Genomic DNA, 20,177 nt, shown 5'->3' with positions numbered 1-20,177 from the left:
ATAAACTGAGTTCAAAACAATATTATAATATTTTTTTGAGTTAATCTCAACTTTTGTTCAATGATAAGTTTAGCATTGTAACATTTGGTAACATTTATCCTTTGGCAATGCGATATACTGCCACATCAGCAAGCAAATTTGGCAGCGATTTTACCAGTTTGTTGGCGATGGTGGCGGGCAGTCGCTGGTTTGCTTTATCGCTGATGGCAACTGTATCTAGGATGCGGATATTGTTCTCATCGCACAGTCGCTCAAAGTCTTTGAAGGTGCAAAGATGGATATTGGGCGTGTTATACCACTCGTGTGGCAGTGTCTCGCTCATCGGCATAATGCCCTTAATACCCAGATATACACGGTTTTGCCAATAGGCAAAATTCGGAAAAGTAACGATGCCTTCTTTGGCGACACGCAGCATATCAATAAGCAACTGGTCTGGTGCCTTGACCGCCTGCAAGGCACGAGCCATTACCACCGTATCAAAGCTATCATTGGCAAAGCGTGCCAAGCCATCATTAAGATCTTGTTCAATGATATTTAAGCCTTTGCCAATGGCTTCGTTGATTTTATGCTCATCAATTTCTAGCCCATAGCCACGCACATCAAGCGTTTTTTGTAAATGTGCAAGCAAAGTGCCATCGCCACAGCCCAAATCAAGCACGCGAGACTTGGGGCGAATCCATTTTTCGGCAAGTTGATGGTCAATGTTATTCATATCTCACCTTGGGTTGTTTTTGTGGCGTGTGTTTGGTCAATAAATGGGGCGGACAAAAAGCCTTTGACGGCATTGACATAGCGAGGAATATCAAACAAAAATGAATCATGACCATGCGGTGCATCAACATTGACAAAGCTGACTGATTTTTGGTTGGCGATGAGTGCATCCACCAGTTCAATCGAACGCTCTGGGCTAAATCGCCAGTCGGTACTGAATGAAATAACCAAAAATTGGCATTGAGTGCGTGCCAATGTTTGTTTTAATGCTTCTTCATCGGATAAGCAATCATCGGCATAATCGCGAGTTGGGTCAAAATAATCCAGTGCCTTGGTCATGAGCAGATAAGTATTGGCATCAAAATTTTTGCTAAAGCGTTCGCCTTGGTAGCGTAAATAACTTTCTACCTGAAACTCAACATCATAGCCGTACATGAATTTGCCAGATTTCAAATCACGGCCAAACTTGGCTTTCATCGCCTCTTCGGTAATGTAGGTGATATGGCCAACCATGCGTGCCAAGATAAGCCCACGGCGAGGATAAGTGCCATGTTGCAGATACCACCCTTGATGAAAATCAGGGTCGGACAAGATGGATTGGCGAGCCACTTCATTAAAAGCGATATTTTGTGCAGACAGTTTGGGCGTGCTGGCAATAATAACCGCCCGAGCCAGCCTATCAGGATAATCAACCGACCATTGCAATGCCTGCATGCCACCCATTGATCCGCCAACCACAGCGTGCCACTTGGCAATGCCCAAGCGGTCAGCAAGCATGACTTGAGTTTTTACCCAATCTTTGATGGTAATGAGTGGAAAATCAGCACCATAAATGGTTCCAGTGGCGGGATTTTGGCTGGTTGGCCCTGTTGAGCCATGGCATGAGCCAATATTGTTTAGGCAAACAACAAAAAACTTTGAAGTGTCAATTGCTTTGCCATTGCCAATTAAGCTATCCCACCAGCCTGCTTTGGCGTCATCAGGCGAATGATAACCTGCGGCATGATGGCTGCCAGATAGGGCGTGGCAAATTAAGATGGCGTTTGATTTGTCGGCATTGAGCGTGCCATAAGTCTCGATAACCAGCTCAAAACTGGGCAGTATGCGTTCGCATTCTAGCGTCAGTGGCTCATCAAATCGCAAAACCTGCGGCTTTACGATGCCAACCGAGCTGGGGTCAAGATATGGAGCTGTTTTGTTGTCTTGCACAATTTTCTCTTAACTTTGACAAATTTAACACAATATATAGCACAAATGGCGATTTGCTAAATTTTATTGTCGCAATCGCTCGCCATGCTTAAGTGATTGATTTTGGCTATTTATTGTAACAAATCAATGACATAAAATAAAGACAGCCGAATGTTTGCAATGCTTATCGTATCTGTAGGGCTGACTGGTCTTTGGGCGTTACCTTAAAAATTTGTACTTTAAACAGCACATCTTGCCCTGCCAAAGGGTGATTAAAATCCACACGCACTTCATTATCATCAACTGAACTGATGACACCCACCAGTGAATTTTTGCCCTTGTCGGCAAACTCCATCATCATGCCAACGGTCGGATTGGGTTCGCTAAGGGCAAATTGTGCATAGGCAAAAGTTTGGACATTTTCTGCATTCCATTGACCAAAGGCTTCATCTGCTGACAAATGTGCGGTGCGAGTATCACCTGCTTTTAGGTTCATCAGCACCTTTTCAAAGCCAGCGAGCAAACTTTCATCACCGATGGTTAATTGTACAGGCTCTGCTCTGTCAAAGGTGGAATCAATAATAGTGCCATTGGTTAGGCTTACCTCAAAATGTAGCAACACCGTGCTGCCTTGGCTGATGCGGATTTCTTCGTTGGGTAAAATGGTTGTATTCATGATGTGATTTGCTGCTTAAAAATTTGCCCTAGTTTATCACAATATCAGTCATCAAGCACGAGAAACTAGAAATATTATCAGCATGATGGTTAATGATTGGTTTGCTTTGGGCTGATTTGGCAATCGCACCCTGCGTGATAAAATCAATGAGTCAATCAGCAAACAAAAAGCCAAGAGGCTATCTTGGCTTTTGTGCTTTGCTTGTCATCACCAGCGGATTGGGTTGATGTGCGGATTGCTAAGTTTGAGGTTTTCGTAAGTGCCTTTGACAAAAATGTCGGTATTGACGGTATTGATGTTGGTATGGCCACAAAATGCCATTGTTACATCGCATTCTTTATAAAGAATTTCTAAAGCACGACGCACCCCATCTTCGCCATAAGCACCCAAGCCGTACAAGAAGGCACGACCAATCATGGTGCCTTTTGCCCCCAGTGCAATGGCTTTTAGGACATCTTGACCAGAGCGAATACCACTGTCAAGCCAAACTTCACAATTGGCATTCTCTGAATGTGCTGCTTGCACACAGTCGGCTAGGGCGGCAATAGACGAAGGAGCACCATCAAGTTGTCGGCCACCGTGATTTGAGATAACCATGGCATCGGCACCAGAACGGGCTGCCATGATGGCATCTTCTGGCTCCATGATGCCTTTGATGATAAGTTTGCCGCCCCATAAATCCTTAATGCGAGCAACATCGTCCCAGCTTAAACTTGGGTCAAACTGTTCAGCGGTCCATGCTGATAGGCTTGACAGGTCAGATACACCTTTGGCATGACCTGCGATATTGCGGAAAGTGTGGCGTTTGGTGCCAAACATATTGTAGCACCATTGCGGCTTGGTCATGAGGTTTAGGATATTTTTTAGGGTTGGTTTTGGTGGTGCGGACAGACCGTTTTTGATGTCTTTGTGGCGTTGTCCCAGCACTTGCAAGTCAGCAGTCAAGATAAGTGCCGAGCAATGTGCTGCTTTGGCTCTGTTGATTAGATTTTGCATAAATTCTTTATCACGCATGACATACAGCTGAAACCAAAACGGTCTGCTGGTATTTTCGGCAACATCTTCAATTGAGCAGATACTCATGGTTGATAGTGAAAATGGAATGCCAAATTTTTCGGCAGCACGGGCAGCGTGAATTTCGCCATCTGCCCACATCATGCCCGTAAAGCCAGTCGGTGCAATAGCAACAGGCATGCTGACATCTTGACCTATCATCTGGGTTGCCAGTGAGCGACCCTCCATATCCACAAGCACCCGCTGACGCAGTTTGATGCGATCAAAATCCGTTTCGTTATTGCGATAGGTGGTCTGCGTCCACGAGCCAGAGTCCACATAGTCATAAAACATACGCGGTACTTTGCGTTCGGCAATGCGGCGTAAATCTTCGATTTCGGTAATTTTGCTTAGGTCGGTCATAACAAGCCTCTAAATATTGAATTTATTAAAAGTATCAAACAATCACCAGCTCAACAGAGCGGAGAATTTGTAATGGTTAATTTAATTTAAAAAAATACTCAATTTAATTTATTGGATAAAGACAACACATCAAGCGTATGTTTTTAAATTAAATCAAAATTAAGCACGGCTATTTTACTTGCTTTTGCCATAAAACGGCAAGTGCTAATTTTGTTCATGATGAAGCCTTTGTTAAGACTTCATCATGTTGGGCTGATCGCTTAGCTATTTTTTATGCGAACACGGCTAAGCAATACCAAAAACAACACAGGCCAGATGATTGCAGCAAGCCACCAAATGGGGCTAAAAATAATCGCCATACCAACCAAGCCTGCTTGTAGCACATAATAAACCATGGCAATGAGCGTCTTGCGAATGACATAGCCCTCGCGATTGACCAAGCCAACCACCGCACAGGCAGCAACCACATTATGCACCGAGATCATATTGCCTGCAGCACCGCCAACCGCTTGCAGCGAGACAACTTGTGCAGCTTGCATGACATCAAGCCCAATCTGGGTAGCAGTTCCCCATTGAAAATGAGCAAACATCATGTTAGAAACGGTGTTTGAGCCTGCAATAAACGCTCCCAGTGAGCCAATCCAAGGTGCAAACAGTGGCCACATACCCTCAAACGCCGCCGCTGCCGAAGTTGCAAGCACTTTTGGCATGGCTAGGATTTGTACAGCGACATCAGGTGCAGTGCCTGAATTGATAAATACTTGTACCATCGGCACAGAAAACAGTAGGGCAGGTGCGGCAGCAATCATGGTTTTGCCAGAGTCCGACCAGCTTTTTTTCACCATGTCGGCTTTCATACCAAACAACACAATACAAATCATAGAAACCAACAGCAACACGGTGGCAGGTGAGTATAGCAGTTGGGTTTTGTTGGTGATACTTGTGCCTAGAATATTAGCAAAGATAATGGAATTGCCATCGCTGGTTAGCCATGCTTTTAGCGGGGCAATGGTGCGAGTGGCGATTAAAATGCCGATGATGATAAGGTAGGGCAAAAATGCACGAGCAACAGAAATGTTCGGCGTATGCTGGTTTTGGGTTTCGCTAACGGCGATTTCGCTGACCCATTCTTTTGCCCATGTTTCTCTTGGTGCAAAATCAAAGGTTTCTTTTGGTACCAAAAATCCACGCTTGGCAGCAGGAATTACCAATGCCATGCCAACCACAGCACCAACGATTGATGGTAATTCAGGGCCGATGAATTTGGCGGTGAGATAATAAGGAATGGTGAAGGCAAGTCCTGCAAAAATGGCAAAAGGTGCTGCTTTTAAGCCCTCGGTGAATGAGCGTTTTTGGCCAAAAAATAAGGTCAAAAATCCACACAAAATTAATGGAATTAAAAATCCCACCACGCTATGAATAAAGCCAACATTGCCCGAGATATTAAAAATATAAGCAGGCAAGTCCATGCCAGCATTGGCAAGGGCGGCGGCGACATCTTCTTTGTTCTCAAGGCCAGAATTTACACCGATAAGCAGCGGCGTACCAACCGCACCGTATGAAACAGGCGTTGATTGGATAATCAGTACCGCCATCACGCAAGCCATTGCAGGAAAGCCCAGTGCCAGCAGTAGCGGAGCGGCAACGGCTGATGGCGTACCCCAGCCTGTTGAGCCTTCGATTAGGCAGCCGAACAACCATGCAACAATAATCATCTGGACGCGGCGGTCAGGCGAGATATCCATAAAACCACGGCGAATGGCGGTGATGGCACCACTTTGCTTTAAGGTGTTTAAAATTAAAATTGCTGAAAATACAATAAATAAAACATTAACTGCGGTCAAAACACCGTGTATGGTGGCAGCTGCGATTTGGTTGCCGCTGGTCTGCCACATAAAATAGGACAGTGCTGCAGTTGCTGCATAAGCCAGACTCATGGCGTATTTGGCTGGCAGTCGCATAACCACCAGCAGCGTAAACACAATAAGAATTGGCAGCATGGCTAAAAAAGTATACATGCTTACTCCTTGATTAAAAATGATAAAAATAAATGTACTTGTACAGCCTGTTATGAGTGCTGCATATTCAGCCGCAATTTTGTTGGCGGTACAAATCCCTTTGTTGGTTGGCCGTTTGTATTATCATTGATATTTCAGCCAAAATGATAATTGTAGGATATTTTACTTAACTGTTGAATAAATTGCTATCATTTTTAATTGATAATGTGAATTATTTGTTATTAAAAATGATAAATTAGCCATCAGCTGACAGATATGCCAGTTGTTTTTGCAGGATAAAACAAGAATACAGCTGACACTTGAGTGATTATGGCGATAAGCGGTAGTCAATAATCACAGGTGCATGGTCGCTAAACCAGCTGTCTTTATATACCCAAGCACCCACTGTGCGTTTGTGCCAGTCAGGCGAGCAGACTTGATAATCGATACGCCAGCCAACATTCTTGGCACGGGCTTGACCACGATTTGACCACCAAGAATAAATATCAGCATCATGCCTTACGCTGCGAAATGTATCAACATAGCCCAGCTCATCATAGATATGATCAAGCCATGCACGCTCATGGGGCAGGCAGCCTGATGATTTTTGGTTGCCTGACCAGTTTTTTATGTCAATGCGTTTATGCACAATATTATAATCACCGCAGATAATCATTGATTTATTCTGCTCACGCCACTGCTTGAGAATTTGGCGATATTCTTGCAAAAACAAATCTTTGCGTGCTTGGGCTTCATCACCTGATGAGCCAGAGGGTAAGTACAAAGACGCAATATGCACAGGCGTATCAATGCCATGGGCGGATAAATCAAATGTCGCCATGATAAAGCGACCCTGACTGTCAGCAAGCTCAAAGCCTAAGCCATCTTGGATAGCAACAAATGGCAAGCGGCTATAAATCGCAGTTCCAGCATAACCTGCTCGTTCGGCAGCGAATAAATGCGTATGCCAACCTGTAGGGCGAAAATCCTCCGTCCACTGGGCGTGCGTGATGCGTGATTCTTGTATGCACACCACATCAGCACCGCTGCTTTTGAGCCATTCAAAAAAACCTTTTTTGTGTGCCGAACGCAATCCATTGACATTGATAGAGACCACCCGCAGGATATGGTTTGGCTCTTCATAGCTGTCTTTGTTGGGTATGATGTCGTTAGGCTTAATAGGGGCGACAGGCTTGGCTTGGACAGTTTGCGTGTCGCTGTGCTGGGCTGCCTGATTTGGGCTGGAGTTTAGGATTGATTTTGGTGCTGTTGTCATGCTTAGGCTCATAAATGCAGATACAAGGGGCAAAAATGCTCTAGGTCGGCAGCTGGCCAACCTTAGCTTGGGATAAGGCGATTAGTTTTGGATTTGTTCGTCAAGCAGCGTCTCTTCGCTGGATTTCCAATTATAAGCTCCGTATAGCACCATCTGCATTTGGCGTGTGCAGTGGCGTAGCATGGCTTGTTTTTTTTCGTCAAGCTCATCGGCTGATGGGCGTTCGTCTTCGTCCATAAAATTTGGGGTGTGTGTCAAATCCAGCCAATCAATAATCCAAGAAAAGGACAAATTCACCCCTGTTTCGGCAAGCAGATAGCGATCATAGCTGTTGATATGTTCAAAAGCAGGTTGCAGTGCCAAATCTTCACTCATGATTTTGGCAAAAGTGGCAATTTGCTCACTGATGGCACGGCGTACCGCTTCGGAGCCGCCAAATCGCTCACTGGCGATGAACTGCCAGTAGCGAGGCTGGGCATTGACCGCCTTAAAAAACAACTGCACACTTTTGGCAATTTGTCTATCAAAGCTACGCTTACGCCCAAGCTGCATATGCTCACGCAACATGGCAAGAGCAACACCCAATTCATCTTCAACCAGTGCCTTGCCCAGACTTTCCATATCATCAAAATGTCGATAAAATGCTGTCGGTACAACGCCAACCTCACGGGTAACTTGTCGCAAACTGATTGAGCTATATCCCTGACCGCTCATACATAAGTCAAGCACAGCGTTAAAAAATGCTTGGCGAGTTTGCCGTTTTTTTTGTTCACGATTGGTTGCTTTTTCGATGGTCATAGTGCATCCATTTGATTGTTGTTTTATTTGAGTGTATAAGTGTATATTATGAATAAAAAATCAGTTGGTTGCAAGTGTTGTCAATAAGTTATTGATTTAATTATTAAGATTTAATGAATTGACATGGTTGTTTTTGTCTTGATAGGCAATAAAAGGGTAGGGTGATTGCTTTATAACTGCAAAAATGCACAAAAAAAAGCGTGTCAAGAGAACACGCTTTGATTTGCTTAGACATTGAATCGAAAATGCATCACATCGCCATCTTGGACAATGTAGGTTTTGCCTTCTAGGCGAGATTTACCAGCGGCGGCAGCACCTTTTTCGCCATCGTGGGCGATAAAATCATCATAGCCAATCACCTCGGCACGGATAAAGCCACGCTCAAAATCGGTATGAATCACGCCAGCAGCTTCAGGAGCGGTAGCACCGACTTTGACCGTCCATGCACGCACCTCTTTAACGCCAGCGGTAAAGTAGGTCTGAAGGTTTAGCAGCTCATAACCTGCTCGAATCACACGATCCAAGCCCGCTTCGCTCATGCCCAAACTTTCGAGGAACTCGGCTTTGTCTGCTTCGTCCAGCAGGGCGATTTCTGCTTCAATTTGGTTGCAAAGTGGTACTACAATCGCTTCTTCACTGGCGGCAAATTCACGCACAGCATCAAGATAGGGATTGTTTTCAAAGCCATCTTCGGCAACATTGGCAATGTACATGACAGGTTTTAGGGTGATAAGTCCATAGCTTTTGATGAGTTTTTTCTCATCGTCATCAAGTTTTGCCATGCGTGCAGGTTTGCCATCGGCAAGCAGTGGCTCAAGTTTTTGGAATACTGCCAACGCTGCCTGTGCGTCTTTGTCGCCACCTTTGGCTTTTTTGTTCAGATTGCTGATGGCACGAGTTACCGCGTCAAGATCGGCTAAGGCAAGCTCGGTGTTGATGGTTTCGATGTCTGATAGGGGATTGACTCGACCATCAACATGAATCACATTGTCATCATCAAAACAGCGTACCACATGAGCGATGGCATCTGTCTCGCGGATATTGGCAAGAAATTGGTTGCCCATACCCTCGCCCTTGCTCGCTCCTGCCACCAAACCTGCAATATCAACAAACTCCATGCTGGTTGCAATGGTGCGTTCGGGATTGACGATTTTTGCCAATGCTTTTAGGCGAGGGTCTGGCACAGGGACAATGCCAGTATTGGGGTCTTTGGTACAAAATGGGAAATTCTCTGCTGCAATACCTGCTTTGGTAAGTGCATTAAACAGTGTTGATTTGCCAACATTTGGCAAGCCTACGATACCGCAATTAAAGCCCATAATGATTCCTGATAATTAATCTGAATATAAATAAGTAAAAGTCATGGTAACTGGTATGGTCTTTGAGCCATTACAATCAAGTGGACGCCGACCTGTCATCACAACTTTGGTTTGGTTTTTTGACACAGGGCCACTGACATAATATGGCACACCATAACTACAGGCAGCTGGATAGGCATAAGCGGTACCGCTATAGCGATAACCGTTACGCTGCCCATCAAACAGCATCACGCCACTTGGTACACCTTGTCGTCTTAAGTTGGCACTGGCTTTATGAATATAAAATGTCCTGTCGTTGCCATTTGCTTCAAGCCTAACCACAGTTTGACCGTCATATTGCCAATAGCTATCAGCAAGTGCAGGCACTGCAATCATTGCCAAAGCACTGATACAAAGTTTCTTTAACATGGTTACATCTTTAAAAATAATTCATAGACCGCCATTATACCAAACTTGCCATAAAAATAAAATCCAATCACATGATGAAATTTTATGGCAACTACACAAAAAAATTGCTATAATTGTAAAAAACTTAAGGTTATTTTAATTTCATTCATCAATAGCATAAGGAAAATTTAACATGGCTATCGAACGCACTTTATCAATCATCAAGCCAGATGCCGTTGGCAAAAATCACATCGGTGAGATTATCGCACGCTTTGAAAAAGCAGGGCTAAAACCAGTTGCCATCAAATACAAGCACCTAAGCCAAGCAGATGCCGAAGGTTTTTATGCTGAGCATAAAGAGCGTGGCTTCTTTGTTGATTTGGTTGCTTTTATGACTTCAGGACCTGTGGTTGTGTCAGTGCTAGAAGGCGAAAATGCTGTATTGGCACACCGTGAAATCTTGGGTGCAACCAACCCAAAAGAAGCTGAAGCTGGTACCATTCGTGCTGATTTTGCCGTGAGCATTGACGAGAATGCAGCACATGGTTCAGATTCTGTTGCCTCTGCTGAGCGTGAAATTGCCTATTTCTTTGGTGCAGATGAGATTTATCCACGCACTCGCTAATATTCTTTGGCAATGCAGCCAAACAAAAAACAGCTCTCGTTGATGAGGGCTGTTTTTTGTTGCGTAATTTTTCTAGATTGACGGTTTGTCCGCTGTCAAATAATCAGTTTAGCGGCATTGGAATTTGATGGTGTATTCATAGTCATCATTACGGCTTAGGTTCGGTGTGGCTTTGCCAAAAACAGCACTGACAACCCCAACCCCTTGTTCAATCATGCGGCCTGTTTTTTCATCAAGTACGCCATTGTAGGTGCTGCTGTCTGATAGGACGATGACGCTTTTGTTGCCACATTGTTTGTTTGCGGCAGTGATGGCGGCTTGTTGTGCTTTGGCTTTGGTTGAGCCAAGTCCTGTGGTTTCTTTGGTGCCGTCTTGGCGTGTGATGACAGGGCTGGTGTCGCTGGTGCTGGCACAAGCGGTCAATACGGCTGCCGCCACTAGCATAAGGGCAAGTTTCATGATGACTCCTTTGGTAATAAAGTGGGATTTGTTAGTTATCATAATGGATTATTGACATGATTGCTACCGTTTGCTTGTCGGCTTTTTGTGAAATTATTACGCATTTATACAAATTGATTGTCCAAATGCAAACAGCGGCTTATCGTTATAAACGATACTTGTGTGAGCTTAGAGTTTGGCTTGCTGCCGTTTGTGAAATTGTTGGATAAATTGTGCTATAATGATAGATATTTGTATTTATATCAGATGTCTTATGGCCACAAAACAACAAATCACCTTAATCGATGCACCCAGCGGTGTGCTGGAAGTGGATAGCATTTGGCAGGGCGGACAGCGTTGTGCCAGTGATGCTTTGGCGGTGATTTGCCACCCCAATCCCACCCAAGGTGGCACGATGAATAACAAGGTAGTTAGCACCATGTACCGATTCTGCCGTGATGCAGGCATGGATACGATTCGTTTTAATTTTCGTGGTGTTGGTCGCTCAACGGGCAGTGTTGGCACGGGCATGGGCGAGCTTGATGATGCCATGACAGTGCTGCGATATGCGTTGTCATGCACACCTGCACGCAAGTTGTGGCTGGGTGGTTTTAGCTTTGGGGGTTATATTGCTTGTCAGTTGGCAAGTGCAATCACAGCCTCTGATGAGTTTAATGATGTCGTGTTGCACAATCTGGCATTGGTTGCTCCTTCGATCATGCGTCAGGGTATGCAGACAACGCAGTGGCAAGCCAATCGCAGTTTTGTAATTTATGGCGATCAAGATGAATTGGTTAGCCCTGCAAGCCTTGCCAAATTCGTCCAAGATAGACAGCTGCCACATACGGTACTGACAACTGGGCATTTTTTTCATGGCAAATTGGTTGAGCTAAGAGATGCGTTGCAGCAGCATACTTTGCCATGAATGCCAATCTTGCCATAGGATTATTTGTTGATAATTATTTAAAAAATCTAAAAAAAGGGTAAAATACCATGACTGTGCAAACGCCACTACAGCGTTATCATGCCGCCTTGGCAACAGGTGAGTTTGCCGAAGATGCCATTCAGTTGGCAGCGGTAACTTATATGGATAATTTGCACCATCAGATTATCAAGGCACAAAAACCAAGTTCAGGCTGGTTTGCCAATTTATTCCGCCCAAAATCCGAGATGCCAAAGGGGCTTTATATGTGGGGCGGGGTTGGTCGTGGCAAGACTTGGATGATGGATATGTTCTATGATAGCTTGCCAATCGAGCGAAAGATGCGTATGCATTTTCATCATTTTATGCAGCGAGTGCAGAAGGAATTGGTGGCACTGCAAGGACAAACCGACCCGCTACAAAAAGTCGCCGATATTATCCATAATGAGGCGGTGGTGATTTGTTTTGATGAGTTTTTTGTCTCCAATGTCTCTGATGCGATGATTTTGGGTGATTTGTTCACCATGTTGTTTGAGCGAGGCATTACTTTGGTTGCAACCTCAAATATTGAGCCTGCAGGCTTATACAAAAACGGCATTCATCGAGATAGATTTTTGCCAGCCATTGCCCAAGTCGAAAAGCATACCACAGTAATGAACATTGATGCTGGCATTGATTACCGCCTTAGATTGTTAAAACAAGCTAAATTATACACTTCACCATTATCAGATGAGACAACAGGCTGGCTTGCTCAGCGATTTGACACTTTGGCAGGTGGACAGAGCATCAGTCATGCACCGATTACCATAGGTGGTCGCCAGATTGAAATCATCAAACGCACCGAAACAATGCTGCTTGTGGATTTTCGTGCCTTGTGTATGCAACCACGCTCAGCGGCGGATTTTATTGAGATTGCCCATGATTTTGACACGGTCATGGTGGATAATGTGCCGTTTTTAAATGATACTTTGATGGATCCGACACGCCGATTTATTTATTTGGTTGATGAATTTTATGATCGCCGTGTCAAATTATTGGTGCGTGCCGAGCAATCCATTCTTGAGCTGTATCAAGGCGAGCGATTGGCATTTGAGATTGAACGCACACGCTCACGCTTGCTTGAGATGCAGTCCGAGGATTATTTATCTGCCGAACATCGCTTGGGCTAACTTTGGTGTACTTTATAAAAAAGGAATATTCAATGAGCAATGATACTTTAGATATAATTCACAAAAGACGCAGTATTGGTAAATTGGAATTGCCGATGCCAAACCAAGACGAGTTGGAATCCGCCTTATTGGCAGCGATGGCAGCACCTGATCATAAACAGCTAAAACCTTGGAAATTCACGGTATTAACTGGCGATGCTCTGGTGGAGTTTGGGCAGGTATTGTTGCAAGCAGCACAGCAACAAGCACAAGCTGATGGCAGAGTGATTGATGAAGCAGAAGTTAAAAAAATCTTAAATATGCCACTGCGGGCACCCATGATTATCACGCTGGCAACCGCCCTAAAAACGCACGAAAAAGTTCCGCCTTTTGAGCAACTATTAAGTGCAGGAGCGGCAGCTCAAAATCTCTTATTGGCACTAGAATCGCTGGGCTATCGCACTGTGTGGCGTACAGGGCCGCTGTGCAATCTGCCAGAGGTGAAGGCGTATTTTGGGGTGGGTCAGGCAGACACTATTTGTGGATTTATTTATACAGGCTCAAGCACGGTGCAGATGCCCAATCGCGATGATGTTGATTTGAGTGAGTTTGTAACTTATAAATCATGATGAATCGTTGGTGGTTTGGCAATCATTGTATCAATGATTTGCTTATAAATTAAGCAAATATTGCTGTGATTGCCAATGGATAGCCAAAGCCCATGACACCAAAATAAGGAAAAACCATGAAATTGCGTAAATCCGCCAACAAAAACTCCAAAGTGCAAAAAATTGTCAATGCTGCCGATGATGCGGTCAGTGCCATTAAGCATTCTGGCTTGACTGGCACGCCAATTTTTGACAGCATTGCCCAATTGACAGGTCTAAAAAAGAAGCAAACGGTCAAAACCCTCCAAACTTTGCAGCAGGCAAAATCTGAGCCATCGCCACAGACACTGTTAAAATTTGCTTTTTTGGGAGGGGGGAGTTTTGGTACGGCGATGGCAAATTTGGCAGCAAAAAATGGTGCAAATACCACCTTGTGGGTGCGTGATAAACGCACGGTCAAATCACTGAACAAAACCCATATCAACAAAAAATACCTGCCCAGCCATAAGCTGGATACACGCTTAAAGTTCAGCCACGATTTGCAAGCAACAGTCATGGGTGCGGATGTGATTTTTGTTGCTGTACCAAGCTCGGCATTTCGAGAAACGCTAGAAAATATCAAGCCGTTTATCACCCATCAAGCGGTTATTTCTTTGACCAAAGGCATGGAAAAAGACAGTTTTGCTCTGATGAGTGATATTATCCAAGAGGTGCTGCCAGAGGTGAATTTTGGCGTGATGAGTGGCCCAAATTTGGCGGTGGAGATTATGGATAATCTGCCCTCGGCAACGGTTATCGCATCACAATCGCAGATGTTACGCAAAGCGGTGCAAACAGCGTTGCACGGTGCGTTTTTCCGTGTTTTTGCCAGCGATGATATTCGAGGTGTTGAGCTGGGCGGGGCATTAAAAAATATTTACGCCATTGCCATGGGTATGGCGGCAGCGTACGAGGTGGGCGAGAATACCAAAGCCATGCTGCTAACTCGGGCGTTGGCGGAGATGAGTCGTTTTGGTGTGGCAGTGGGTGCTGATCCGCTGACCTTTTTGGGATTGTCAGGAGTGGGGGATTTGTACGCCACTTGCAACTCGGTACTAAGTCGCAATTATCGTGTTGGCTTTATGCTGGGGCAGGGCATGAGCCTTGAGGCGGCGGTGAAAAAATTGGGACAAACTGCCGAAGGGGTGAATACCATTGAGCAGGTGCATATCCGTGCCAAAGAATTGGGTGTTTATATGCCAATCACTCACGCATTATACGCAGTGTTGTACGAAGACAAGGCGGCTTTGGGCGTGGCATTAAACCTGATGGAAACAGGTTTTCGCAGCGATGTAGAATTTGTTTTGCCACACGATGAGAGTAACGCCAGACTTAGCCGTGAGTTTAGCGAAGTGCTAAAAAGCAGTGCCAACAAATCTCGGTCGATTGATGAATAATTGACCAATTTGACAACAATGCAATCAAACCAACACATTTTAGGGTGATTTATGAAATTAATCTTGGTAAGACATGGACAGGCAACCGCTTATTGTGCTGATGATGCAGGGCGTGATTTGACGGAATTTGGTCGTGTGCAAGCACAGCAAACGGCAGAATATATCAGCCAGCACCATACGGTAGATTTGATTATCTCAAGCCCTTACAACCGTGCAGAGCAAACGGCAAAGGTTATCCTTGCACAACTTGCCACCATGCAGCCATCACCCAAATTCATCACACTAGATAGCATCACGCCAGACGATGATGCCAATGTGGCACTTAGCAACATTGACCGTACCATCACCACCATGTTTGGCGATGATAATAAATGTGTCGTGGTGGTGTGTCATATGCCAATCGTTGCCCATCTGACTGGCAAAATTTTGGACAAAGAGCCAGTATCTTTTCAATTGGCAGAATGCCGTGTGATTGATACGCCAACAGTAGTGGCGGGCTTTGGTGAGCAGCTGGCAAGTTTTGTACCAACACAGCCGTGATTTGCCTGATTTTTTGGATAAATTTTAAGTTAAATTTGCCGTCAAGATTGGCTTGTATAATAGCTTTGCTTAAGTCTATCATTAAATTTGATTTTGATACATTAAATCTGCTTTGTGATGAATTGGCAGTCTAGAGATGGGTTGTTTTTGCGATGTTGCCTTACACCCAGCTTCTTGACAGTATGATAATCACCATGGTTTTTTGTGTAGAGCCAAACACATGGCTAAGTGTGTCTGTAGCTTGAGCCATGTGTCTTCGGCGTGTCAAATGGTTATTTGAGCAGCTGTTTTAGCCAATCAATGCGACTGATTAGCAACCAATCAAGCAAGGCGATTGCCATGACTGCCACCAGTGCGGTGGGAAAAAGTGCAGCAAGCAGTGGCAAGATGATAGCAAATTGCCACGACAGACTGGCGACTTTGTTGCGAGCAGGTGGGTTGAGACTGCGTAAGCCAGCAGTTGGACGGCGTTGCCACCACAGCATATAGCCTGCAATGCACAGCACAATCACCAGCAAGCAGAATAAGGCGTTTGCCAATACACTCCACCAGCCCAATGTCCCCATGTGCAGGGCAATTCCTGCCGCCATAAATTTGCCCATGGCATTATAATCATCAAAGCGTATGTCCGCCAATACAGCACCTGAATATTGGTCAATATGCACCGTGCGGTCGGCGGTTGGACTTGCCATGTCATAGCTCATGGAGTCTTGGCTGATGGTCCAAACGCCAGTTTCACCTTTGGGTTGGTAGATTTGATAGCGTCCCTGAAAACCCAGCATTTGAGCCTGCTGATTGATGCTGTTTAAAGTGGGCAAATTAGCCTGTTTGTTGGCTTGGTTGGAGATGGGCATTGCCGTTTGCTCAAGTGCCCATGGGGCATCTTTGCTGCCGCCATCATTTAGGCTTTTGCCGTGCGTTGTCATTTCATGGGTTGTGGCTTGATTGCTGTTGGTTCTTGGGGTGGATTTTTTGGCAAAATCAACCACCAAGGTGGACTGAGGTAGGGGTTCAACGCCCCATTTGCCAGCGGGAAATTGATTCCATGCTTGCATCATTTTTTCGCCCCAAATACCTGCCCACGCCAAGCCTGTGATGCAAAAAAACAGCAGAATGACCGACACCCAGCTACCAAGTGTGCCATGAATCACTCGCCATAATGAGCGTTTGGGCTGGGCTTTGGGTAGCAGCATTGTCTTAAGATTGCGTTGCCTGTGCCACCAAAGATACAACCCTGTAATAATTAGCAAAATGGTCAAAGAGGCGGCGGTTTCTAGTAAATAATCCCCAACCGTACCAAGCAGAATGTCCCCATGAATGCTATCAAAAACATAATACCAGTTGCTCTGACGAGGAAAGCTATCAATAACTGTGGCGGTATACGGATCGACAAGCACCATATTATCAATGCTGTCGCCATTTTTTTCCGCTTTGATGCGAAATAGGGCGACCGTATCCGCTGCACGGGGACTGATGTACTGAACCACTTGTGCATTTGCCACATCTGGTGCCGTTACGCTGTTGATTGCACTGGCTGCCTGCTGCTCAATGGTGGCGGTTGTGGCTTGTACATTTACCACCGTTCTGTCCAAATCTTTGCCAGAAATATTTGTCAAAAGCAACATTGCAAGACCTGTGCTTGCCAAGATTATCAAAAATGGTGCAACAAATATACCTGCATAAAAATGCCATCGCCACAAGGTAAAATACATGGCACTGTCTGATGCTTTTTGAGTGTGGTGCTTGCCCGTCATGTTTAATCCTGTTATGCTGATTTATTACATATTGTAACACAAATTAACACAATCAGGGTGATACCTTGGTGTTGTTGATGAATTTTATAAAAGGGCAAAATTTTTGTTATTAATATAGCAAGAGTATTTTTCAGACGAATGTTTGCTAAATTTCGCCATTGTGATGATGTATGCTGATAATGCCTGATAAAAAATTCACAAACACACTTGCAAAAAATTGATTTTTTGTTATAATACCGCTTGGCTTCATCGGTAGCTTCGCAACTGTGTACTATGAACCCCGCCAGGACCGGAAGGTAGCAACGGTAGTAGATACAAAGTGTGCCGAAGATGTGCTGATGAAGTCATTTTTTTTGGCAATTTTTTTATTTTATTGCCAGATTTCAAGCTAATCTTGGGCAAGATAGGGATTATTGATACCAAGTTTGGCTAGAATTTCAATCTCAAATTGCTCCATCTCATCAGCGTCTTGTTCGCTGATTTCATGATCAAATCCCAATAAATGCAAGATACCATGCACCACCAAATGCGTTAGATGATGGTCAAATTGTTTGTGCTGACTGATTGCTTCTTGGCAAACGACCTCGTGGCACAGCACCAACTCACCCAGATGCATCTCATCCAACAATGGCAAAACATCAGCAGGCAAATCACTGGGATAAGACAGCACATTGGTTGCATAGTCTTTGTGGCGTGATTGTAGATTTAGCCTGCGACCCTCGTTGGTATCAACGATATAGATATCCAGCAATTTTGGTTTGTACCAATAACTGTCCAATTTGGCAAAATAGCGAAAATTTACATTGGGCAATTTATCCGTCATCACCGTTAATGTTGTGCGTGCAATTTTTTCCAAATCAATGGCATGATAACTTTGTTGTATATCGGCAGCAATGGTTTCGGCAAAGCTCAATTCAACGATATTACTCATCATCGGTCTCTTCGATATTGCTGGCAAGTTTGGCAGCTTGCTGGGCTTTTTTGTTGGCACGGCTGATTTGTTCTGCTTCGTCAAAAGCATCATAGGCTTGGACGATTTTTTGTACCAAATGATGTCTGACCACATCTTTGCTATCAAAGCGAGTGATGTGAATCTCCTCAATGCCAGAGAGGATTTTGATGGCTTGGGCAAGCCCTGATTGATGACCTCGTGGCAAATCCACCTGTGTCATATCACCCGTGATAACCGCACGAGAACCAAAACCAAGTCGTGTTAAGAACATTTTCATCTGCTCTGGCGTGGTGTTTTGTGCCTCATCAAGAATCACAAATGAGTTGTTGAGTGTGCGACCACGCATATATGCCAGCGGTGCAACCTCAATTATTTGCCGCTCTAGCAATTTGCCCACTTTTTCAAAGCCCAGCATTTCGTACAAGGCATCATACAAAGGACGCAAATAGGGGTCAATTTTTTGTGTCAAATCACCGGGCAAAAATCCCAATTTTTCGCCTGCCTCGACCGCTGGACGCACCAATAAAATGCGTTCAATTTCGCCTCGCTCAAGCATATCCACGGCACAAGCAACCGCCAAGTAAGTTTTGCCCGTGCCAGCAGGCCCGACCCCAAAAGAAATGTCAGATGCCAAAATCTTTTTGACATATCGCTGCTGGTTACTGCCACGAGGGGTGATTTTGCCTTTGCGTGTTCGCAAAGATACAGCGGTCAAATTATGGCTATCTTGAGCGTCATGCTCTCTGGCAAGGCTTGATTGGACAATTAAATGCAACTCATCGCCTGTAATGTCGTCTTTTTCGTCAGCAAGCTCTATAAGTTTGCCAAGAATAAATTCGCTGCGTTCAACAGCGGTCAAATCGCCTGTAATGATGAATTTGTCTTGGCGGTGAGTGATTTGCACCTGTAGGCGTTCTTGAATGTATTTTAAGTGTTTATTATATTCACCAAATGCGATGCGTAATTTGTGCGGATTTAGGTCGGTGCTGACAGTACGAACGATGCTCAATGAATTATCCTTGCATAAGTTTTTTGTTGGTTATTGGGGTGTTTTGATAAATTACAAGTATTTATCGGGATTATTGGGCAAATCACAATAAATCATACGATTAACAATCTGTACAAATGCAGCTAAATTGCCAAGTTTCCCAAATTTTTATCAAACGAAGCGATTTGGGTAATTGAAGCAAACTAAGCAGGGTTGTCAATATCAACAAACTGTACGCCAATGTCAAATTGCTCCGCCAGCACGGTTGTTAGTCGCATGATACCGCCACGCTCGGTGGCATGATGCCCTGCGGCAAAATAATCCACACCAAGCTCGCGTGCCATGTGTGTGGTGCGTTCGGAAATCTCCCCTGAAATAAAGGCATCACAGCCCATCTTGGCTGCCTGCTCAATCATGTCTTGTGCACCGCCTGTGCATAGTGCAATTTTTTGTAATGTTCTATCTGGCGAGCCAGCACAGATGTGTAGCGGTTTGCGAGCCAATGCTTGGGTGATTTTTTCGGCAAGTTGCACTGAGCTTATTGGTTTGCTTGTGGTGATATTGCCAACAGGGTGCTTTTCGTGTGGATATAATGCACCTGTGATGGTTAAATCCAACATATCCGCCAAAGCACGGTTGTTGCCAATCTCTGGGTGGGCATCAAGCGGTAGGTGGTAGGCGATTAATGATATGCCATGTTCAAGCAGGGCTTTGATGCGTTTTGCTTTCATGCCAGTGATTGCCGCGTCTTCGCCTTTCCAAAAATAGCCATGATGCACGACGATGGCTTGAGCTTTTTCTTGTATCGCTCGGTCTATGAGTGCCTGACAAGCAGTAACGCCTGTGATGATTTTGTTGATTGGCACGCCTGCATCTATCTGCAAGCCATTGGGGCAGTAATCACGAAATTCATCAGCAAATAAGAGCGTATCACAAAAATCGCATAGGCTTTGTGGGCTAATGGCTTGGGCAGTGGGCATATTTTTCCTTATTGATAA

20 protein-coding genes and 1 other RNA gene are annotated in these 20,177 nt (G+C 44.7%); 7 read left to right on the top strand and 14 right to left on the bottom strand.

Translation table 11 applies throughout. The features are described from left to right. Positions 1-94: 94 nt before the first annotated feature. The 9 genes from metW to EL162_RS07630 all read right to left on the bottom strand — a co-directional run bounded on the left by metW (position 95) and on the right by EL162_RS07630 (position 9,789). Positions 95-712: a methionine biosynthesis protein MetW gene (gene metW / locus EL162_RS07670; RefSeq protein ID WP_126331238.1), complete on the bottom strand. Its 618-nt coding sequence runs from the start codon at positions 710-712 to the stop codon at positions 95-97. Next, positions 709-1,920: a homoserine O-succinyltransferase MetX gene (gene metX / locus EL162_RS07665; RefSeq protein WP_170161434.1), complete on the bottom strand. Its 1,212-nt coding sequence runs from the start codon at positions 1,918-1,920 to the stop codon at positions 709-711. The genes metW and metX overlap by 4 nt, the downstream gene beginning before the upstream one ends. Before the next feature lie 163 nt (positions 1,921-2,083). Next, positions 2,084-2,575, bottom strand: coding sequence for an FKBP-type peptidyl-prolyl cis-trans isomerase (locus tag EL162_RS07660; protein ID WP_076555104.1), 492 nt, complete (start codon positions 2,573-2,575; stop codon positions 2,084-2,086). 207 nt (positions 2,576-2,782) lie between these two features. Then, on the bottom strand, positions 2,783-3,991 hold the full coding sequence (locus EL162_RS07655; RefSeq protein ID WP_126331234.1) for an alpha-hydroxy acid oxidase: 1,209 nt from the start codon (positions 3,989-3,991) through the stop codon (positions 2,783-2,785). Positions 3,992-4,251: 260 nt separating this feature from the next. Beyond that, entirely contained in the window at positions 4,252-6,009 is a 1,758-nt protein-coding gene (locus EL162_RS07650) for an L-lactate permease (protein ID WP_126331232.1), read from the bottom strand. Positions 6,010-6,316: 307 nt separating this feature from the next. Then, a complete protein-coding gene (locus EL162_RS07645; RefSeq protein ID WP_375537714.1) occupies positions 6,317-7,153 on the bottom strand; it encodes an exodeoxyribonuclease III in 837 nt (278 codons plus the stop codon). A 192-nt stretch (positions 7,154-7,345) separates the two neighbouring features. Next, positions 7,346-8,062 (bottom strand): TetR family transcriptional regulator, encoded by a 717-nt coding sequence (locus tag EL162_RS07640; protein WP_076555107.1) that lies wholly within the window; start codon positions 8,060-8,062, stop codon positions 7,346-7,348. 227 nt (positions 8,063-8,289) lie between these two features. After that, a complete protein-coding gene (gene ychF / locus EL162_RS07635; protein ID WP_076555108.1) occupies positions 8,290-9,381 on the bottom strand; it encodes a redox-regulated ATPase YchF in 1,092 nt (363 codons plus the stop codon). 15 nt (positions 9,382-9,396) lie between these two features. Next, positions 9,397-9,789, bottom strand: coding sequence for a hypothetical protein (locus tag EL162_RS07630; RefSeq protein ID WP_076555109.1), 393 nt, complete (start codon positions 9,787-9,789; stop codon positions 9,397-9,399). A 172-nt stretch (positions 9,790-9,961) separates the two neighbouring features. On the opposite strand from EL162_RS07630, the gene ndk reads away from it, so the two are divergent. After that, positions 9,962-10,393 (top strand): nucleoside-diphosphate kinase, encoded by a 432-nt coding sequence (ndk, locus tag EL162_RS07625; protein WP_126331230.1) that lies wholly within the window; start codon positions 9,962-9,964, stop codon positions 10,391-10,393. A gap of 108 nt (positions 10,394-10,501) precedes the next feature. Here ndk and EL162_RS07620 read toward each other — a convergent pair whose 3' ends face one another. After that, complete coding sequence (locus tag EL162_RS07620) at positions 10,502-10,852, bottom strand: hypothetical protein (RefSeq protein ID WP_126331228.1); 351 nt, start codon at positions 10,850-10,852, stop codon at positions 10,502-10,504. Positions 10,853-11,105: 253 nt separating this feature from the next. Here EL162_RS07620 and EL162_RS07615 point away from each other — a divergent pair, with 253 nt between their 5' ends. The 5 genes from EL162_RS07615 (at position 11,106) to sixA (ending at position 15,485) form a co-directional block, all read left to right on the top strand. Continuing rightward, the gene (locus tag EL162_RS07615) at positions 11,106-11,756 is read left to right on the top strand and encodes an alpha/beta hydrolase (protein WP_126331227.1); all 651 of its coding nucleotides are present in this window, start codon (positions 11,106-11,108) and stop codon (positions 11,754-11,756) included. A 68-nt stretch (positions 11,757-11,824) separates the two neighbouring features. Continuing rightward, a complete protein-coding gene (zapE, locus tag EL162_RS07610) occupies positions 11,825-12,922 on the top strand; it encodes a cell division protein ZapE (protein WP_126331225.1) in 1,098 nt (365 codons plus the stop codon). A 32-nt stretch (positions 12,923-12,954) separates the two neighbouring features. Continuing rightward, a complete protein-coding gene (locus EL162_RS07605) occupies positions 12,955-13,530 on the top strand; it encodes a nitroreductase family protein (protein ID WP_076555113.1) in 576 nt (191 codons plus the stop codon). A gap of 116 nt (positions 13,531-13,646) precedes the next feature. Then, a complete protein-coding gene (locus tag EL162_RS07600; protein WP_076555114.1) occupies positions 13,647-14,945 on the top strand; it encodes an NAD(P)H-dependent glycerol-3-phosphate dehydrogenase in 1,299 nt (432 codons plus the stop codon). A 51-nt stretch (positions 14,946-14,996) separates the two neighbouring features. After that, positions 14,997-15,485 (top strand): phosphohistidine phosphatase SixA, encoded by a 489-nt coding sequence (gene sixA / locus EL162_RS07595; RefSeq protein ID WP_126331223.1) that lies wholly within the window; start codon positions 14,997-14,999, stop codon positions 15,483-15,485. A 272-nt stretch (positions 15,486-15,757) separates the two neighbouring features. Here the strand turns inward: sixA and EL162_RS07590 are convergent, their stop codons facing one another. Beyond that, positions 15,758-17,239: a PepSY-associated TM helix domain-containing protein gene (locus EL162_RS07590; RefSeq protein WP_126331221.1), complete on the bottom strand. Its 1,482-nt coding sequence runs from the start codon at positions 17,237-17,239 to the stop codon at positions 15,758-15,760. A gap of 247 nt (positions 17,240-17,486) precedes the next feature. Between EL162_RS07590 and ffs the strand changes: the two genes are divergently transcribed. Then, an RNA gene (gene ffs, locus EL162_RS07585) (signal recognition particle sRNA small type) lies at positions 17,487-17,583 on the top strand. A 44-nt stretch (positions 17,584-17,627) separates the two neighbouring features. Here the strand turns inward: ffs and ybeY are convergent. The 3 genes from ybeY to EL162_RS07570 form a co-directional block, all read right to left on the bottom strand. Then, complete coding sequence (gene ybeY, locus EL162_RS07580; protein ID WP_375537698.1) at positions 17,628-18,173, bottom strand: rRNA maturation RNase YbeY; 546 nt, start codon at positions 18,171-18,173, stop codon at positions 17,628-17,630. After that, the gene (locus EL162_RS07575; protein ID WP_126331219.1) at positions 18,163-19,200 is read right to left on the bottom strand and encodes a PhoH family protein; all 1,038 of its coding nucleotides are present in this window, start codon (positions 19,198-19,200) and stop codon (positions 18,163-18,165) included. The genes ybeY and EL162_RS07575 overlap by 11 nt, the downstream gene beginning before the upstream one ends. Before the next feature lie 182 nt (positions 19,201-19,382). Continuing rightward, on the bottom strand, positions 19,383-20,159 hold the full coding sequence (locus EL162_RS07570) for a Nif3-like dinuclear metal center hexameric protein (RefSeq protein WP_126331217.1): 777 nt from the start codon (positions 20,157-20,159) through the stop codon (positions 19,383-19,385). Positions 20,160-20,177 lie beyond the last annotated feature (18 nt).

The sequence above is a fragment of the Moraxella cuniculi genome, from assembly GCF_900637105.1.
GTDB classification, from domain to species: Bacteria; Pseudomonadota; Gammaproteobacteria; order Pseudomonadales; family Moraxellaceae; genus Moraxella; species Moraxella cuniculi.
The sequence above is the reverse complement of the archived record's forward strand: the minus strand, read 5'-3'. Positions and strand labels throughout refer to the sequence as shown.

Bases quoted from the DNA above. Each gene is read 5' to 3' on its own strand.
- metW (WP_126331238.1), bottom strand. From the start codon at position 712: ATGAATAACATTGACCATCAACTTGCCGAAAAATGGATTCGCCCCAAG.
- EL162_RS07660 (WP_076555104.1), bottom strand. From the start codon at position 2,575: ATGAATACAACCATTTTACCCAACGAAGAAATCCGCATCAGCCAAGGC.
- EL162_RS07655 (WP_126331234.1), bottom strand. From the start codon at position 3,991: ATGACCGACCTAAGCAAAATTACCGAAATCGAAGATTTACGCCGCATT.
- EL162_RS07650 (WP_126331232.1), bottom strand. From the start codon at position 6,009: ATGTATACTTTTTTAGCCATGCTGCCAATTCTTATTGTGTTTACGCTG.
- EL162_RS07640 (WP_076555107.1), bottom strand. From the start codon at position 8,062: ATGACCATCGAAAAAGCAACCAATCGTGAACAAAAAAAACGGCAAACT.
- ychF (WP_076555108.1), bottom strand. From the start codon at position 9,381: ATGGGCTTTAATTGCGGTATCGTAGGCTTGCCAAATGTTGGCAAATCA.
- EL162_RS07630 (WP_076555109.1), bottom strand. From the start codon at position 9,789: ATGTTAAAGAAACTTTGTATCAGTGCTTTGGCAATGATTGCAGTGCCT.
- ndk (WP_126331230.1), top strand. From the start codon at position 9,962: ATGGCTATCGAACGCACTTTATCAATCATCAAGCCAGATGCCGTTGGC.
- EL162_RS07620 (WP_126331228.1), bottom strand. From the start codon at position 10,852: ATGAAACTTGCCCTTATGCTAGTGGCGGCAGCCGTATTGACCGCTTGT.
- EL162_RS07615 (WP_126331227.1), top strand. From the start codon at position 11,106: ATGGCCACAAAACAACAAATCACCTTAATCGATGCACCCAGCGGTGTG.
- zapE (WP_126331225.1), top strand. From the start codon at position 11,825: ATGACTGTGCAAACGCCACTACAGCGTTATCATGCCGCCTTGGCAACA.
- EL162_RS07605 (WP_076555113.1), top strand. From the start codon at position 12,955: ATGAGCAATGATACTTTAGATATAATTCACAAAAGACGCAGTATTGGT.
- EL162_RS07600 (WP_076555114.1), top strand. From the start codon at position 13,647: ATGAAATTGCGTAAATCCGCCAACAAAAACTCCAAAGTGCAAAAAATT.
- sixA (WP_126331223.1), top strand. From the start codon at position 14,997: ATGAAATTAATCTTGGTAAGACATGGACAGGCAACCGCTTATTGTGCT.
- EL162_RS07590 (WP_126331221.1), bottom strand. From the start codon at position 17,239: ATGACGGGCAAGCACCACACTCAAAAAGCATCAGACAGTGCCATGTAT.
- ybeY (WP_375537698.1), bottom strand. From the start codon at position 18,173: ATGATGAGTAATATCGTTGAATTGAGCTTTGCCGAAACCATTGCTGCC.
- EL162_RS07570 (WP_126331217.1), bottom strand. From the start codon at position 20,159: ATGCCCACTGCCCAAGCCATTAGCCCACAAAGCCTATGCGATTTTTGT.